This is a genomic window from Microbacterium testaceum StLB037, from assembly GCF_900104345.1.
GTDB classification, from domain to species: Bacteria; Actinomycetota; Actinomycetes; order Actinomycetales; family Microbacteriaceae; genus Microbacterium; species Microbacterium testaceum_A.
The window spans coordinates 86,167-101,911 of record NZ_FNJN01000002.1 but is presented as its reverse complement, the minus strand read 5'-3'; the positions used below and the strand labels follow the sequence as shown (position 1 = coordinate 101,911).

15 protein-coding genes and 1 tRNA gene are annotated in these 15,745 nt (G+C 69.4%); 4 read left to right on the top strand and 12 right to left on the bottom strand.

From position 1 onward, the window contains the following. Positions 1 to 20: 20 nt before the first annotated feature. The 6 genes from BLS25_RS03815 to BLS25_RS03790 are packed head-to-tail and all read right to left on the bottom strand — an operon-like array spanning position 21 to position 7,221. Positions 21 to 1,799 (bottom strand): serine/threonine-protein kinase, encoded by a 1,779-nt coding sequence (locus tag BLS25_RS03815; RefSeq protein WP_074694502.1) that lies wholly within the window; start codon positions 1,797 to 1,799, stop codon positions 21 to 23. Next, the gene (locus BLS25_RS03810) at positions 1,796 to 3,250 is read right to left on the bottom strand and encodes a peptidoglycan D,D-transpeptidase FtsI family protein (protein WP_074694501.1); all 1,455 of its coding nucleotides are present in this window, start codon (positions 3,248 to 3,250) and stop codon (positions 1,796 to 1,798) included. Before BLS25_RS03810 ends, BLS25_RS03815 begins: the two co-directional genes overlap by 4 nt. A gap of 49 nt (positions 3,251 to 3,299) precedes the next feature. Continuing rightward, positions 3,300 to 4,703, bottom strand: a complete 1,404-nt coding sequence (locus BLS25_RS03805; protein ID WP_074694500.1) for an FtsW/RodA/SpoVE family cell cycle protein — start codon at positions 4,701 to 4,703, stop codon at positions 3,300 to 3,302. Beyond that, complete coding sequence (locus BLS25_RS03800; RefSeq protein WP_074694499.1) at positions 4,700 to 5,938, bottom strand: PP2C family protein-serine/threonine phosphatase; 1,239 nt, start codon at positions 5,936 to 5,938, stop codon at positions 4,700 to 4,702. The genes BLS25_RS03805 and BLS25_RS03800 overlap by 4 nt, the downstream gene beginning before the upstream one ends. Positions 5,939 to 5,947: 9 nt before the next feature. Continuing rightward, entirely contained in the window at positions 5,948 to 6,487 is a 540-nt protein-coding gene (locus BLS25_RS03795; RefSeq protein ID WP_074694498.1) for an FHA domain-containing protein FhaB/FipA, read from the bottom strand. Next, positions 6,484 to 7,221, bottom strand: coding sequence for an FhaA domain-containing protein (locus tag BLS25_RS03790; RefSeq protein WP_074694497.1), 738 nt, complete (start codon positions 7,219 to 7,221; stop codon positions 6,484 to 6,486). The genes BLS25_RS03795 and BLS25_RS03790 overlap by 4 nt, the downstream gene beginning before the upstream one ends. A 152-nt stretch (positions 7,222 to 7,373) precedes the next feature. On the opposite strand from BLS25_RS03790, the gene BLS25_RS03785 reads away from it, so the two are divergent. After that, positions 7,374 to 7,460: transfer RNA gene (locus BLS25_RS03785), tRNA-Leu, on the top strand. A 55-nt stretch (positions 7,461 to 7,515) separates the two neighbouring features. Here BLS25_RS03785 and BLS25_RS03780 read toward each other — a convergent pair. Next, the gene (locus tag BLS25_RS03780; protein WP_074694496.1) at positions 7,516 to 8,934 is read right to left on the bottom strand and encodes a ferredoxin reductase family protein; all 1,419 of its coding nucleotides are present in this window, start codon (positions 8,932 to 8,934) and stop codon (positions 7,516 to 7,518) included. A gap of 77 nt (positions 8,935 to 9,011) precedes the next feature. After that, complete coding sequence (locus BLS25_RS03775) at positions 9,012 to 9,935, bottom strand: DUF368 domain-containing protein (RefSeq protein WP_074694495.1); 924 nt, start codon at positions 9,933 to 9,935, stop codon at positions 9,012 to 9,014. 176 nt (positions 9,936 to 10,111) lie between these two features. Here BLS25_RS03775 and BLS25_RS03770 point away from each other — a divergent pair, with 176 nt between their 5' ends. Together BLS25_RS03770 and BLS25_RS03765 are read left to right on the top strand one after the other, a co-directional pair. Next, entirely contained in the window at positions 10,112 to 10,378 is a 267-nt protein-coding gene (locus BLS25_RS03770; protein WP_056225127.1) for a GlsB/YeaQ/YmgE family stress response membrane protein, read from the top strand. Between the two features lie 83 nt (positions 10,379 to 10,461). Continuing rightward, on the top strand, positions 10,462 to 11,460 hold the full coding sequence (locus BLS25_RS03765; protein ID WP_074694494.1) for an endonuclease/exonuclease/phosphatase family protein: 999 nt from the start codon (positions 10,462 to 10,464) through the stop codon (positions 11,458 to 11,460). Positions 11,461 to 11,464: 4 nt separating this feature from the next. Here the strand turns inward: BLS25_RS03765 and BLS25_RS03760 are convergent, their stop codons facing one another. From BLS25_RS03760 to BLS25_RS03750, 3 genes are all read right to left on the bottom strand, one after another. After that, positions 11,465 to 11,794 (bottom strand): hypothetical protein, encoded by a 330-nt coding sequence (locus BLS25_RS03760; RefSeq protein WP_074694493.1) that lies wholly within the window; start codon positions 11,792 to 11,794, stop codon positions 11,465 to 11,467. A gap of 170 nt (positions 11,795 to 11,964) precedes the next feature. Next, on the bottom strand, positions 11,965 to 12,393 hold the full coding sequence (locus BLS25_RS03755; protein ID WP_074694492.1) for a GNAT family N-acetyltransferase: 429 nt from the start codon (positions 12,391 to 12,393) through the stop codon (positions 11,965 to 11,967). 48 nt (positions 12,394 to 12,441) lie between these two features. Further along, positions 12,442 to 13,050 (bottom strand): GntR family transcriptional regulator, encoded by a 609-nt coding sequence (locus BLS25_RS03750; RefSeq protein WP_074694491.1) that lies wholly within the window; start codon positions 13,048 to 13,050, stop codon positions 12,442 to 12,444. A 308-nt stretch (positions 13,051 to 13,358) separates the two neighbouring features. Between BLS25_RS03750 and BLS25_RS03745 the strand changes: the two genes are divergently transcribed. After that, entirely contained in the window at positions 13,359 to 13,565 is a 207-nt protein-coding gene (locus BLS25_RS03745) for a cold-shock protein (RefSeq protein ID WP_056225145.1), read from the top strand. A 60-nt stretch (positions 13,566 to 13,625) separates the two neighbouring features. Here BLS25_RS03745 and BLS25_RS03740 read toward each other — a convergent pair whose 3' ends face one another. After that, positions 13,626 to 15,689 carry a bifunctional lysylphosphatidylglycerol flippase/synthetase MprF gene (locus BLS25_RS03740; RefSeq protein WP_081349674.1) on the bottom strand — a complete coding sequence of 688 codons (2,064 nt, stop codon included), beginning with the start codon at positions 15,687 to 15,689 and terminating at the stop codon, positions 13,626 to 13,628. Positions 15,690 to 15,745: the final 56 nt, after the last annotated feature.

Here is a 15,745-nt window from a genome sequence, read left to right as displayed (position 1 = left end):
CCTGGCGTGGGGGATGGGGATCAGGGCTTGACGGTGGGAACCGCCGCGGGCGTCGCCGACGGCGAAGACGAGCTGCCGCCCGTGATCGTCGCCGACGCCTCGCCCGAGGGACCGGCCGTCCGGTCGCCGGCGCCCGAGCAGCTGACGGTGTACGTCACCCGCAGGGTCTGACCGGCGGCGTTGTTGACCGTCAGCTTCGCGTTGCGCGCGTCGGGCGCGAACACCGCGGTCGACTGTCCCGTGGCGTCGAAGGTGCCATTGGTGGCGGTGAAGTTATACGACGTGACCGACCCGGTGCCCGAGGGGCACGAGTACTGCTGCCACGAGACCTGGATGTCGCTGCCCGCCGTCACCGAGGTGCCGGGGAGGGTCGGCGTGCCGGGCGTCGAGAGCGGCGTCTCTTCGCCGTAGACCGTGACCTCGATGTTCGTACCCTGCGGGTTGCGTCCCGTCGGATCGACGACGTAGATCTTGCCGACCTGGTCGGCGTTCTCGGCCGCGTTCCCGGTGGTGCAGGTGGCACCGAGGTTCGCGTTGCGGAGGGCCGTGCGCGCTTCGTCGCAGGTCTTGCCGATGAGGTTGAGGGCATCGACGTCGACGAGGGTGCTCGACGGGGTCGGGCTCGGGGACGGCGAGGACGGCGTCGGAGCCGGCGTCGAGGCGGACGCGGACGGGCTGGCGGGAGCCGCGTTCGAGTCGCCCTGGTTCGTCAACAGCGTGACGAGCGTGCCGATCAGCACCAGCGCGAGCAGGGCGATGAGCGCGATGAGCGGCCACGTCCAGGGACTGCGCTTCTTCTTCTGCGGCGCGGGGTCTTCTTCGGTGTGTTCCTCGGTGAGAAGCGACGTCGCCGCCGCCGGGGCGGGCATGAGACGCGTGGTCGCCGAAGTCTGCCCCCCGGCCGTGAGCAGCTGGGTCGCGTCATCGGCAAGAGCGGCACCCGCCGCGATCGCGGGGACGGCGGCGGCCGCGGCCGCGAGGTCGCCGCGACGCAGAGCGGTTGCGGCGCGCGAGACGGCGGCCGACGAGGCCGGACGGTCGTCGGGCTTCTTGGCGATCATCGCCATCACGAGGTTCTGGACGGGCTGCGCCACCGTGGGGGGCAGGGGAGCGGGCTGCTCGTTGATCTGCGCCATGGCGATCGCGACCTGCGACTCGCCCGTGAAGGGACGCTTGCCGGCCAGGCACTCGTACGCGACGATGCCGAGGGAGTAGGTGTCGGTCGCGGGCGACGCGGGGTGACCCGACGCCTGCTCGGGGGAGAGGTACTGCACCGTTCCCATGACCTGACCGGTGGCGGTCAGCGGAACCTGGTCGGCGATGCGCGCGATGCCGAAGTCGGTGATCTTGACGCGACCGTCGGGCGTGATCAGCAAGTTGCCCGGCTTGATGTCGCGGTGCACGAGGCCCGCGGCGTGCGCCGCCTGGAGCGCGGCGGCCGTCTGGGCGACGATGTCGAGGGTCTTGTCGGTGGAGAGCGACCCGTCGCGCTCGAGGATCGTCGACAGGGCTTCACCCGGGACGAGCTCCATCACGAGGAAGGCGCTGCCGTCCTCCTCGCCGTAGTCGAACACGCTGGCGATGCCTTCGTGGTTGACGAGGGCGGCGTGGCGCGCCTCGGCGCGGAAGCGCTCGAGGAAGCCCGGGTCGCCCATGTACTCGTCTTTGAGGATCTTGATGGCGACGGTACGTCCGATGACGTGATCCGTCGCCTCCCAGACCTCGCCCATACCGCCGATCGCGATCCGCGAATCGAGCTCGTAGCGTCCTCCGAAGGTCACACCTTGCGTCGGTCTCATTTACCCAGCACCGCCTCCATGACCTTCTTCGCTATCGGGGCGGCGATCTCGTTGCCGCTCCCGTTCTGCCCCTGGCCTCCACCGTTTTCGACGACCACGGCGACGGCGACCTTGGGGTCTTCCGCCGGTGCGAAGCCGGTGAACCAGAGAGTGTAGGGACGGGAATCGTTCTCCGCCGTGCCGGTCTTACCCGCCACCGCGACCCCGTCTATTCTTGCATTCGATGCTGCGCCGTCCTGGACGTTCGCCGTCATCATGGTGACCATCTGGGCGGCGATCGAGGAGTCCAGAGCACGTCCGAACTCGCTGCTGCTCGCTTCGTCCTTCACCGAGAGGTTGGGCTCGATCACCCGATCGACCATCCGCGGGTTCATCACCACGCCGTCGTTCGCGATGCCGGCCGACACCATCGCCATCTGCAGCGGGGTCGCGCGGACGTCGCCCTGACCGAAGCCGCTGAGGGCGGTCTGCGGAGCGTTCGGCGAGGTCGGGTAGGTCGACGGCGTGGACTCGAGCGGCAGGCTGAACGAGGTGTTGAACCCGTACTTCTCGGCCTCGGCGCGGATCGCGTCGTCGCCGAGCTCGACCGCGAGCTCGGCCATCGGGATGTTGCAGCTCAGCCGCAGCGCCGTCGCGATGGTCACGGTGTCGCCGCCGCCGCAGGTGCCGCCACCGGCGTTGCTCACGACGTTCGTGGACTGGGGCAGCGTGTAGGCGGCGAGGTTCGGGAAGGCCGAGTCCGGCGTGTAGCGACCGGATGCCAGCGCCGCCGAGGCGACGACCAGCTTGAAGGTCGAGCCCGGAGGGTTGAGGTTGCCGCCGATCGCGCGGTTGTCCATCGGCTTCGACGGATCGGCGACCAGCTGGTCGTACGCCGCGTTGACGGCATCCGTGTCGTGGGAGGCGAGGATGTTCGTGTCGTAGCTGGGCTTGGACACCATCGCCAGGATGCGCCCGGTAGAGGGCTCGATCGCCACGACGGCGCCCTGGAGGTCGCCGAGGGCGTCCCACGCGGCCTTCTGCACGTTCGGGTCGACCGAGAGCTCGACATTCGAACCGCGCGGCGCCTGGCCCGTGATGGCGCGGTCGATGCGCGAGAAGAACTGGTTCGAATCGGACCCGCTCAGCACGCTGTTCTCGGCTGCCTCGATCTGGGTCTTCGCGTCGAGCACCGGGTTCATGTAGCCGGTCACGGGCGCCCACATGTCGGCATCCGTGTACTGGCGCTGCCAGCTGTAGACGTCGTTCGAGGGAACCGAAGAGGCGATCGCGGTGCCGCCGGCGATGATCGATCCGCGCTGGATCTGGTACGAGTCGTACAGCGCACGCGTGTTGCCGGTGGTGTTGGTCAACGAGTTGGCCTGGGCGACCTGGATGATGCTCGTCGAGGCGAACAGGGCCAGGAACATCGCCAGCATGACGATGCTGAGGCGTCGGAGCTCTTTGGTCACGGTGCCTCCTCGGGAATCGGGGCGTCGACGGGGGCGAACGGGCGGGTCATCAGCCGATCACCACCCGGGGGCGGCTGCGCACCGCGTCGGAGATCCGCAGCAGGAACGCGACGATGATCCAGTTCGCGATGAGCGACGATCCACCGGCCGCGAGGAACGGGGTGGTGAGGCCGGTCAGCGGGATCACGCGGGTGACGCCGCCGACCATGATGAACACCTGCAGGGCGATCGTGAACGAGAAGCCCGTCGCGAGCAGCTTGCCGAAGTCGTCCTGCCCCGCGAGACCGATGCGGATGCCACGGCTGGTGAAGACCATGTAGAGCGCGAGGATCGCGAACAGGCCCACGAGACCGAGCTCTTCGCCGAGGCTCGGCACGATGTAGTCGCTCTGCGACAGCGGGGTGATGTACGGCCGGCCCTGACCGAGACCGGTGCCGAAGAGACCGCCGTGCGCGAGGCCGAAGATGCCCTGCACGAGCTGGTAGCTGCCGCCGTCGCGGTTGATGACCTCGGGGTCGAAGGCGCTCAGCCAGTTGGCGAAGCGCCCGTTGACGTAGGGGAGGACCCGGGATGCCAGGAAGGCACCGCTCGCGACCAGCACCAGGCCGATGAGCACCCAGCTCGTTTTGCCGGTGGCGACGTAGAGCATCGCAACGAACATGCCGAAGATCAGCAGGCCCGTGCCGAGGTCGCGCTGCAGCACGATGATGCCGAGCGAGACGAGCCAGATGATCAGCACCGGGCCGAGTTCGCGGGCGCGCGGCCACGTCATGAACAGGAACCGCGTGCCGGTCGAGGTGAGGCTCTCGCGGGTGCGGACGAGATAGCCGGCGAAGAAGATCGCCAGACAGATCTTGGCGAGCTCACCCGGCTGGAACGACACGAAGCCCAGCGACACCCACACGTCGGCGTTCTGGTCGGTCCCGAGGCCCGGGACGAAGGGCAGTAGGAGCAGCAGGATGCCGATCAGGCCGAACAGGTACGTGTAGCGGAAGAGCACCCGGTAATTGCGCACGAAGATCAGCACGGCGAGGGCTGCGACCATCGCGATGGCCGCCCAGGCGATCTGGCGGTTGCCCGTGGCATCCCACCCGCTCGCCTTGTCGGCGAGGTCGATGCGATAGATCATCGCGATGCCCAGGCCCGTGAGGACGGTGGCGATGGGAAGCACGAACGGGTCGGCATCGCGGGCGCGCAGGCGCAGCACCACGTGCATGATCAGCGCGAGGACCGCGGGGATCGCGGCGACCGAGAGGTAACCGGCTTCGACGGTGTTGTTCACACCGAGCTGCACGAGGACGATGGCGCCGCCGTAGACGGCGATCGCGAACAGGAGCAGGCCCAGCTCGCGGTTGCGCTGCTTCGCGGGGACGCGGATCTTCTTGAGCGCGCGCATCACGGCCGTGTCGGTGGACACGGCGTCGCCCGATCGGGTGAGCTTCTGGTCGGTCATCCGCTTCCCTCCGCCGCGGGACGCAGGCGTTCGACGATCTTCTCCGCGTCGTTCAACGACGGCGCGGAGATGGTGGCCTGGACGGTCTGCCGATCGAAATCGGACAGCTCGGACAGGGGGATGTTCGTGTCCTGGTAGACCGTCGAGAGCGAGATCGGACCGATGGACTGCTGGATGCCGCGGTAGATCACGACCGAGTCGCTGTCGGCGCCGACGTAGTAGAGCGTCTGCGTCCAGTTGTAGCCGGCGAACAGGCCGACGCCGATGCCGGCAAGTACCAGGATCAGCGCGGCGAGCCAGCCGAAGCGGCGGCGGCGGGCGCGGCGACGGTCTTCTTCGATGAGCTCCTCGAGGAACTCGGCCGCCGGCTCGAAGTGGGTGGGCTCGTTCGCGACCTGGCGGGCGTGGTGCAGCCACCCCGACCGGCTGGGACGGGCGGCGGGCACGACCACGCCGCTGGGGGTGGACGCGGAGCCGACGATCGTGGGGGTTCCGATGAAGACCGGGTGCTGGCCGCCGACGTCGACGAGCACGACCGTCACGTTGTCGGGAGCGCCGCCGTCGAGCGCCTGCTTGAGCAGGGCGTCGGCCGTGCGCGCCGGGGGCATACCGAGGGCCAGCGTCTTGGCGGTGTGGGCGTCGTCGACGACGCCCGAGAGGCCGTCGGAGCACAGCAGCCAGCGGTCGCCGTCCTGCGTCGGCATGATGAAGCTGTCGACCTCGGGGTCGGGATCCATGTCGCCGAGTACCCGCATGAGCACCGAGCGCCGCGGGTGGTACCGGGCCTCTTCGGGCGTGATGCGGCCCGAGTCGACCAGACGCTGGACGAACGTGTGGTCGGCGGTGATCTGCGTGAGCGTGTCGTCGCGGTACAGGTAGATGCGCGAGTCGCCGATGTGGCCGATGACGGCGTAGTCGTCGACCATGACGAGAGCGCTCACCGTCGTTCCCATGCCGGCCAGCTCGGGGCGGCGGGCCACGGTGTCGATGAGCTCCGCCGCCGTGTCGGCGAGGGAGTCGCGGATGGCGTGCTCGGCCTGGGCGGGGGAGCCGAAGGGCTGGTCGAGCTCGGTGAGGCGGCGGATCGCCAGGCTCGAGGCGACGTCACCGCCCGCGTGGCCGCCCATGCCGTCGGCGACCACGAAGAGGTTGGACCCGGCGTAGCCGGAGTCCTGGTTGTTGGAGCGCACCTTGCCCGTGTGGGAGATGGCGGCGCTCGAGCCCTGGAAGACCATGGAGGAGGGCTACTTCCTCAACTCGAACGTCGTCGCGCCGACCTTGATCGGAGCCCCCACCTTGACCTGAACCGGTGCGGCGACGCGGACGCCGTCGTGCGAGGTGCCGTTCGTGGAGTCGAGGTCCTGCAGCATCCACTGCTCGCCCCAGAGGACGAGTCGGGCGTGGTGGCTCGAGGTGTAGTCATCGCGGATGACCAGACCCGACTCGCTGGAGCGACCGATCGTCAGCGGCTCGGTGCCCAGGGGCAGCTCGAGGCCGGCCTTGGGACCGCTCGTGATGACGATGCGCGAGACGGCCGACGTGGTCGCCAGACCCCCCGCGGGCGCCGGGGCCGGAGGGGCGGGGCGCTTGACCTGCGTGGTCACGGCGTCAGGCGATGACGTGGGGGCGGCTGCCGCCGGAGCGGGGGATGCCGTGGGCTCGGGGAGCTTGCGCACCTTGACGCCGAACAGGTCGGCGCGCAGCGAATAGACGACACCGAACACGAAAAACCACAGCAGGACGAGGAAGCCGCCCTGAAGAAGAAGGAGAGTCAGCTGACTCATGAGAGGGGTCCCCGTTCCCGGACGTCGAAGATGCTCGTGGCGTCGGACGCCGAAGGGCGTCGCGGCGGCTGCGCCTGGGCGACCACACGGAACACGATATTGGTGCGGCCGATCGAGATCGTCGAATCGGGCGGAAGAGCGGCCTCCGAGACCTTGCGGCCGTTGAGGGTGGTGCCGTTGGTCGAACCGAGGTCGCGGACCATCGCGCGCTCGCCGTCCCACAGGATCTCGACGTGCTTGCGGCTCGTGCCGGCGTCGGGGATGGTGATGTCGGCGTCGCTGCCGCGGCCGATCACCGTGCGGGCAGCGGTCAGAGGGTGACGAGTGCCGTCGATGTCGACGACCCCGCGCCACGCGACCTGCCCCTCGGTGGTCTGCGACTCGACACGGAGCGTGCCTGTCGACAGCGACCCGTCGCGTTCGATCGTGATCGCGACCGGACCGGCGAAGGAGTAGCCCTGCGTACGGGCGTGCTTCTTGACCAGGGTGTCGAGCTCGGACACCAGGGTCGAGCCCAGCGCGCTCATCTTCTCGTCGTCGGCGGGCGAAAGGCGCACCGCGAACGTGTTCGGCGCGAGGATGCGCTCACGCGTGACGACCACGGCTTTCTTGTCGAGTTCGCTGCGCAGAGCGGACGCGATCTCCACCGGCTGGATGCCACTGCGGAAGGTCTTCGCGAACGCACCGTTGACGGCGCGTTCGAGACCCTTCTCGAAACTGTCGAGTAGCCCCACGAGACTCCTTCAGGCAGGCAGACCAGTAGGCACATCGTAGTCAGCGCGGCTGGGGAGGTCATGGACGCGGGCTTCGGAGCCGCGTTTCGTGACGCGGTCGCGGCCGTGATATTCTCGGGAAGTTGGTCGCGTGGCATCCTGTGCCACGCAACGCGCGAGTGGCGGAATAGGTAGACGCGCTGGCTTCAGGTGCCAGTGCCCGCAAGGGCGTGGGGGTTCAAGTCCCCCCTCGCGCACCAATGAGAAAGACCCCCGGGTTCGTCCGGGGGTCTTTCTCATTGCGGAAAGCAGTCGTCACACGAACTTCTCGACGTGGATCCGACGCTCGGGGAGGCCAGCGGCTCTCGCCTCGCCGACGACCAGGTCGGCCCAGTCGCCGGGACCGCAGACGAAGAGATCCGAGTCCAGCAGGTCCGGCAGGACGGCGACGATCGAAGCTCCTCGGGTGACGGCATCCGCCGACATCCAGGACGACTGCCCGGAGGGGCGCCGGCCGATCATCTCGACGACCGCGCCGCCGCTCTGCTCCACCAGCCTCTCCGTCTCGTCCCACAGGAAGACCTGCGATCGATCGGTGGCACGCAGGACGACGGTCGCCTCGCCCCGTGCCAGGTCGGTGTCCTCGAGCAGCGCCCGCGCGGGCGTGATGCCGATCCCGGCCGCGACGACGGCGAGGCGCGGCGCGGTGCGCGCGGCATCCGTGAATATTCCGTAGGGGCCCGCGAACGACACCTTCGTTCCGGCCTTCAGCCGCGCAAGACGCTTTGTTCCCGCACCGAGTGCGCGCACAGTGAGGCGGGCCTCCGTGTCGATCGGCACCGCGGAGAACGAGATCGGGTGCGCGTGCCACCAGGTGCGGCGACTCCAGAACCGCCAGATCGCGTACTGGCCCCCGCGCACACCGAGGCGCGACAGGTCGCGGCCCGAGAGGTGGATCGAGAACACACCGGGGCTCAGCGGCTCGACAGCGGTCACGCGGAGCTGGTGTTCGTCGGTGGCGAGCAGAGGGGCGGCGAAGCGGAACCACGCGATCGATCCGAACGCCAGCACGTAGAGGCAGATCCAGTAGAAGGTCTGCACGGTGCTCCCGGCGAGGACCTGGCCCGCGGAGAGCTGGTGCGGGACCGCCACGAGAACGGCCGCGTAGCTGACCAGGTGGACCGCGTGCCACACCTCGTGAGCGAGTCGGCGACGCACGACGACGAGAGAGGTCACGACGACGACGAGCAGCAGACCCGTACCCAGCCACGCGAGCAGCATGTCGGCGCCGGAGAACAACGACAGTGTCTGGTGCCAGAGCGACAGGCCGTCTCGCAGGGAGTATCCGACGATGATCAGGGCGCCGTGACCCAGGATGAGATACACCGCGGGTTTGCCGAGGCGCCGGTGAAGCCGGATCGCAGCGTCCTGGCCGAACGTACGGTCCACCCAGGGGATTCGCGCGGCGAGCACGAGCATCAGCAGCAGGAGGTCGGAGCCGACGAGGCCCGTCACAATCCCTGCGGCGGTGACTGCGCTGGCGAGGTCGGCGATCTGAGCCGGTCGCCCCGACGTCAGGAACAGCATCACCGCGACGATCACCGAGACCAAGCAGGCCGCGACCAGGACGACCTCGGCCCGTTCTCGTCGGCGGAGGGAACGAACGCGATCCCGTTGCGCGGTCGCCTCGCGCACGGACGGCGAGGGGCCGTTCGATCGGATCGTGCTGCTCACGGGATGCCCTTCAACCCGCAGACGTGGAGCGGGCCTCTCCCAGTTTCGCACCCCCCGCCCGGGCGGGACCCGGCTCGTCAGGTCGCGCGACGACCGCGCGCCACCCCCGCCTGCAGCGCCACGACAAAAAGAACGACCGCCGCCCCGGCCGCCGCGAGAAGGGCGATCGCACCGGCGTCGGCGCCCGGAGCGGACGCCTGACCGAACTCGTCCTGCCAGGGCCAGAGCGCGCGGAGCGAGCCCAACATGAGCCCGGTCATCAGCGCGAGCATGAGGGCGTGGTACCGGCGCAGCATCACGCGGAGCAGGTTGACGAAGAGGCTGAGGCCCACGACGGCGCCCAGGGCGAAGGCCGCGATGTACGGCAGGTCGCGTTCGTTGAGGGCCACGAGCGTCGTCTCGTAGAGGCCGAACACCAGCAGGAGGAAAGCGCCCGACAGGCCGGGCAGGACGAGGGCGCACACTGCGACCGAGGCCGCGAGGGCGACGATCACCAGCGGCGGCTCCGCGACGGTGGCCGTCGGCAGACCGGTCAGGGCGAACGCCGCGGCGCTCGCGACGAGCGCGATGAGACCGAGACGCCACGTCCAGCCTCGGCCGAGCATGCGGACGGGGATGAGGAGGGATGCCGCGATCATCCCGCCGAACACGGCTCTCGTCTCGGTCGGATACGCGGACACCAGCGGCGCCAGGACCCGGGCCCCCACGACGACGGCGACCACCATTCCGAGCAGCACCGGGGCGACGACACTCCAGCGCACGGCCCGGAAATGCGCGGCGGTTCGTGTCATGCCTCGACCGCGCACGACGTCGGCGCTCGCGACGAGCCCGCGCACGATGTGGCTGGCCGCGTCGATCAACGTCGCGTACACCCCGACGATGAGGGCGACCGTGCCGCCGCTGACCCCGGGGACGACTTCCACCGCCCCGATGAGCGTGCCGCGCACGAGGTTTCCCAGGGGGCGCAGAGGTGAACGTCGGTCGGCGAGGGTGTCGGCCATTCGGACAACGCTATGCGAGACCGCTCGGGAATGCGATTCGCGCGGACGCGTGATCGCACCAGAAATGAGCGGCTTATGCAACCCACCCTGGAAATGTCTTTCCTGAGAGGAAGCTGGATGCAACGAGAGTCCCGCCTCGAGCGGGCATCGGTTCACACTCGCGAAAGGAACACATCATGGGATTCTTCGGATTTCTTCTCCTCGGCCTCATCGCCGGCGCCATCGCCAAGCTGATCCTCCCCGGAAAGCAGGGTGGCGGCTGGCTCATCACCCTGGTGCTCGGCGTCGTCGGCGCTCTGCTCGGCGGATTCCTCGGCAGTGTCCTGTTCAACGCTCCGCTGCAGGACTTCTTCTCGCTCCAGACCTGGCTCCTCGCCATCGGTGGTTCGATCATCGTTCTGCTGATCTACGGCCTCATCGTGGGTCGTCGCGCCGCGCGCTGATCGACGACGGAAGGCCCGGGGCGATTGGACCGCGTCCCGGGCCTTTCCCTGTCTTCGGTCGTCCACCCGCTTTACTGGGCAGGATGCCGAAACACCGCCGCCTCCGTTTCCTCCTCGTTCTCGCGGGGGGATCGGTGGCGGCGTTCCTCGTGGTGTGGCCGCAAGGTGTCGGCATCCATCGTCTTCCCCTCATCGCGAATGCGATCTCGCTCCGTGCGCTGCTGGCTCTCGGATTCGGGGTTCTCGCGCTACTGGTCGCCGGTGTGGCCGTGTGGCGCCGCCGATGGGGAGTGGCCGCGGCTCTCGCGATCGCGCTCGCCGCGGCATCCGTGGGCAACGGCGCCGTGCTGCTGACCCGCGGAGGGGGAGGTCCCATGCAGCCGGGTGAGCTCACGATCGCCGCCTGGAACACGTACGGAGGATCGGTCTCTCCCGAGACGATCGCCCGGATGGTGCGTGAGACCGGGGCCGACGTCGTCAGCCTTCCCGAGACCGATGCGATCGCGGCGGCCGAGGTCGTCGGCATCCTGAGCCGGGAGGGCATTCCCATGACTCACGACACCGTGGCCGCTGCGCCGGACGGCGAGACCATCCCGACATCGATCCTCATCTCGCGCGAACTCGGCGACTACGCACTCGACGCCGGGATCGGTTCGACCGTCGGCCTCCCGAGCGGCGTGTGGAGACCGGTCGACGGCTCAGGACCGATCCTCGTGGCCGCGCACCCCATGCCGCCGCTCCCGGGCGTCACCGACCGCTGGGAACTCGGGCTCGAGTGGATCGCCGGACGCTGCGCCGAGAGCCAGGTCATCGTCGCGGGCGACCTCAACTCCACGGTCGATCACTTCAGCGGCCTCGGACGCGGGGGAGGACTGATCGGCGGATGCCGCGACGCCGCCGCCGACGCGGGCTCGGCCGCCGCGGGGACCTGGCCCGTCCGGATGCCCGTGGGGCTGGCATCGCCGATCGACCACGTGCTGGTCGGCTCCGCGTGGCGCGTGAACGGCTTCGCCGTGCTCGACGGTTACGACGCTGCGGGCAGCGACCACCGCCCCATCGTCGCGACGCTCAGCCGCAACTGACAAGTCAGGTCGTGCGGGTGATGTCGACGCGAGCGTTGTGCGCTGCGACGGACACGATCAACGGCACGAAGAAGACCGCGGCGATCACGGTCGCCGAGACGACCGCAGCTATCCAGGGCTCGCTGTCGATGGCCCTGCTCGTCATGCCGACGCCGAGAATCGCCGCGCCGATACCGAACGCGCGGGCGGCGACGGCGCGGCCCGGCGCTTTACGCGGATTCGCCCACATCGGCAGGCGCTCACCGGCATAAGCCCGCAGCGTTAGACGGATCGACCAGAACCAGAGCGCGGCGCCGATGACGACGAGAATGCTCCACGCCCATTCGCTCGTCATGCCCTCAGCCCAACACGGATGATCAGAGCGGTCAACCGGGCAGCCGCTGGCGCCTGCCGCGCGGGGCCGCCCGCCATACCCCGACCCCGCGCGGACGGCTCAGGATGCGGGTGAAACCCTCGGCATCCGCCGTACGGGGGTTCGGTTCTTCGTCACTCGTCGGCACCGCGTCACTCTAACGTCGGCGGCAACACGTAGACCACGTCGTCGCCATCGCGCTCGTGCTCGACGAAACCGATGCGGGCCAGGACCGCGTGCGAGGGCTGATCGTCGACGGAGACGCACGCGTAGAGGGGACGCTCGGCCTCGTGCGACGTGAGCAGGCGCAGCGCTTCGGTCGGGGCGTCGTCGTGCGCCGAGGGCGAGATCGCGAGCAGGATCTCGCGCTCCCCGTCGACGTCGAGAGCGGCGGCGAGCCCGACCACGGCGTCGTCCTCGACGATGACGTGTGCGTCGACCTTCGCGTCGTCGCTCCAGCGGTCGAAGGCCGCCCGATCGTCGAACGCGGCGCGCGGCCACGCGGAGGTGCTCGCCGACACCGCACGGAAAGCGGCATCCCGGTCGTCGTCCTGAAGGGCTCGCAGCTCGATGTGGGGCATGGCGTCACGCTAACGGGAGCGGGGGAGCGGGTCACCGCTCTTGTGCGCTCAGGCGAAACCGTGCAGGGCGAGGAAGGTCCACGTGGCGCCGTTCGTGTCGCGACGGGCGATCTGCTCGTGCAGGTGGCGGAACAGGGTGTCGCGCGTGCCGTCGTCGACGCTCATCCATCCCTCGAGATTGCGACGCAGCACGAGATCGATCTGCACGAAGGTCTTCTGGAAGACGACATTGCGCGAAATGGCCACGAGGTGCGAAGCCAGGGCCATCATCGCGTTCACGTATTCGGGCGAGCTTTCGGCGGAATGCAGCTCTTCGACGATGCGCGCCGTTTCGACGAGTTCGTCGTCGGAGCAGCGGGGCAGGGCCACGTGCAGGACGGCGGCGATCGTGTGCGCGGCGTACTCGCGCATGTCGTTGCGAGCGCGATCGGTCAGGGCGGCCACGCGGGTGTACCGGTTCGCCGCGACTTCGACCAGCCCGATGCGCTCCAGCCTCTGCAGAGCCTCGCGTACCGGAGTGCGGGATATGCCCATGAGCGTCGCCAGCTCGACATCCCGCAGCCGGTCACCCGCCTGGAGCCGACCGTCGACGATCGCCTCGCCGAGGGCCCTATAGGCCTCGTCGACGAGGGCGGAAGCACGCCGACGACTATCCATCAGCCGGATTTTACGGCCCTCGGTTACCACAGCACATGGACAGAACTTGCTGATTCTTCGTTTTCGTGTCGCGCGCGGGCCTCTGCGCCGGTAAAGTGATCGCCGTCACGCCTCGCGTGACATATCCGGGGGGATCCGTCGACGCCCGGGCTTCGAGCTTGCTCAGCCCGGGCGTCGTATGGGCTTACGGCGTATGACGCCGCGCAACGTTTGTGTCACGGACCCGTGCGCGAGAAGAGTCCGGCCGTTACCGTGAAGGCACAGACCGGCGCGCTCGGCGCCGGCTCAAGCGGAAAACGGCACAACGAATGAGCACGCAGGGCACGGTCAAGTGGTTCAACTCCGAAAAGGGCTTCGGCTTCATCGCCCCCGATGACGGCAGCCAGGACGTCTTCGCGCACTACAGCGCGATCCAGTCGGGCGGTTACCGCTCGCTCGAAGAGAACCAGCGCGTCGAGTTCGAGGTAGCCCAGGGCCCCAAGGGCCTGCAGGCGGAGAACATCCGCCCCCTCTGATCTTCTCCGGCTCCGGCCGGTCGGGCCCCGGGCGCGCGTTCTTCGCGTCGGCCGGGGCCTTCAGCGTTCGTGGCGCACGAGGTCGACCCCCGCAGCGGCGAACTGGCCCAGCGTCGCGTGCGGAAGGAACGCTCGCGTGAGGGCGGCGCCGATGCGGGTGAGATCCGCCTCGTCGCGGTAGAGCAGGTACATCGTCTCGTAGCGCGGGTGGAACTTCTGCTTGAACCGGTGCAGCGAGGCGAAGCCGTAGACGGGCTCGAGCATCGCGGCCATGCGCTCCTGCAGGTCGGCGATGGCGCCGGCATCCGCGGGGTACTCGTGCGCCAGCGGAGCACCCGACAGGGACATGATCTGTGCCCCCTCTGCCGAGAACTGCCGGGCGGACGCACCGATCAAGAACTCCATCACGGGCCCGAAACCGCCGTCGCGCCGGCGCATCAGGTCGAGCGTCCACCCGCGGATCCCGCCCTCGCCGTAGATCGGGAGCCACGACAGGAAACCGTCGACGTCGCCCTGCGGTGACACCGCCAACGCGAGGCGCACCTCGGGATCGGCCGCCTCCTGCAGCGTGCCCAGGGTGAAGCCCATCTCGGGCAGCCCCTTATCGCCCACCCAGCTCTCGGAGATCGCGCGAAGCTGCTGGCGCACGCCCCAGGTCTCGTCCGAGAGTCTCGACAGGCGGAACGTCATGCCCTCGCGCTCGCCGCGGTTGAGCGAGGTGCGCACCGCGCCCCACGCCTTTCCGGTGAACTGCAATCCCGGAAGATCGACCACGGTGTCGTCGGCGACGACGATGCGCCGCCAGTCGCCCGGAACGGCGTCGGCCGTGGTGTCTCCGGCGCTGAAGAAGCACGGCGCGAGACCCGCGGCCTCGGCGGCGTCGATGAACGAGCGGACGGTCCGATCGCGGGAGGACGGGGGGCCGAGCGGATCCCCGAGCGCCAGGGCCACCCCGGAGCGTCGCTGGTAGGCCACGATTCCGCGGCCGAAGCGGGCGTACGACATGCCGTCCCACGTCGTCATCCACGACAGTGTGCCCCCGCCGCTCGCGTGCAGCTCCTTCTTCACGTCCTCCACGGTCGGCGCAGGCGTTTCCCCGAGCGCCGCGCGCGGCCGGGAGCGGAACGCGGCCCGCACGAGGAAGAAGTACACGGATGCCACGAGCCACAGCGCCGACGAGGCCAGAACGCTGGTGAAATCGGCATCCAGATCCGCTTCGACCCCGGTGAGGCCCACCAGGAGCAGGACGGCGAAGAGGAGGACCACGAGCAGGAGGTTCAGGGCGCTGTAGAGCATCACGACGACCCACGCCCAGCGGCGGCCGCGGCGCAGGGCGGTTGCCACCACGAGGACGACGAGCGTGTTGACGGCGACGTCGATCCACGAGCCCGAGGTCGCCGCCGACGAGCCGAACGGACCGGTCATCGGGGCGACGTACCCGAGGATCTCGAACGCGCCGAGGGCGCACAGCACCACGAAAGCGATCAGGCGCTGCTCGCGGACGCTCACGCGCTGAGGGCGCAACGACCGGTCGACACCGAGCACGAGGGCGACGGCGAGGACGCGCTCGAGGTCGGGGAGCGAGCCGTAGTAGAGGAACGTGAGGGCCAGACCCGCGATCATGACCGTCCAGCCGCGCAGGCGCCACGGCGAGGGGAGCAGCGCGAGAGCGGCGGCGAGACACGCGAAGACGCCGCCGGACGGACCGACGTCGAGGGCCATGGCCTGCTGCTGAGCCCACGGCCACGGCAGGAAGGCCGCCACCCAGAGGAGCAGCGACGCGCCGAAGATCGAGAAGAGCTGTCCCACGGTGAAGTACGCGGCGGCGACGCGGGTGCCGCGGCGCACCTCGAGGAAGCCCATCCCGACGAGCGTCGGGATGCCGACGAGGTACAGCCAGGGCGCACCGACCACGAACGTGCCGGTGACCGGCGTCCACCAGCGACCGGCCTCGAGGGCGGGAAGGCCGTAGGCGAGCGAGGCGAAGGCGTCAGAGGCCGCGAACGGGCTCCAGAGGGCGCCGGTGGCGACACCGACGACCACGAGGATGCCGACCAGGACGAGCGTGGCCGGTAATCGGCGCGCGAGGTGCGTCGCCCGTCGGAACGTCGAGTTCTCCGCCATGCCGCTCACGATAGGGCACGGTCGACCCGCCCGTGGGGAGCAGGTGCGGCGGGCGG

Bases quoted from the DNA above. Each gene is read 5' to 3' on its own strand.
- BLS25_RS03815 (WP_074694502.1), bottom strand. From the start codon at position 1,799: ATGAGACCGACGCAAGGTGTGACCTTCGGAGGACGCTACGAGCTCGAT.
- BLS25_RS03805 (WP_074694500.1), bottom strand. From the start codon at position 4,703: ATGACCGACCAGAAGCTCACCCGATCGGGCGACGCCGTGTCCACCGAC.
- BLS25_RS03800 (WP_074694499.1), bottom strand. From the start codon at position 5,938: ATGGTCTTCCAGGGCTCGAGCGCCGCCATCTCCCACACGGGCAAGGTG.
- BLS25_RS03795 (WP_074694498.1), bottom strand. From the start codon at position 6,487: ATGAGTCAGCTGACTCTCCTTCTTCTTCAGGGCGGCTTCCTCGTCCTG.
- BLS25_RS03775 (WP_074694495.1), bottom strand. From the start codon at position 9,935: ATGGCCGACACCCTCGCCGACCGACGTTCACCTCTGCGCCCCCTGGGA.
- BLS25_RS03770 (WP_056225127.1), top strand. From the start codon at position 10,112: ATGGGATTCTTCGGATTTCTTCTCCTCGGCCTCATCGCCGGCGCCATC.
- BLS25_RS03765 (WP_074694494.1), top strand. From the start codon at position 10,462: ATGCCGAAACACCGCCGCCTCCGTTTCCTCCTCGTTCTCGCGGGGGGA.
- BLS25_RS03760 (WP_074694493.1), bottom strand. From the start codon at position 11,794: ATGACGAGCGAATGGGCGTGGAGCATTCTCGTCGTCATCGGCGCCGCG.
- BLS25_RS03755 (WP_074694492.1), bottom strand. From the start codon at position 12,393: ATGCCCCACATCGAGCTGCGAGCCCTTCAGGACGACGACCGGGATGCC.
- BLS25_RS03750 (WP_074694491.1), bottom strand. From the start codon at position 13,050: ATGGATAGTCGTCGGCGTGCTTCCGCCCTCGTCGACGAGGCCTATAGG.
- BLS25_RS03745 (WP_056225145.1), top strand. From the start codon at position 13,359: ATGAGCACGCAGGGCACGGTCAAGTGGTTCAACTCCGAAAAGGGCTTC.
- BLS25_RS03740 (WP_081349674.1), bottom strand. From the start codon at position 15,689: ATGGCGGAGAACTCGACGTTCCGACGGGCGACGCACCTCGCGCGCCGA.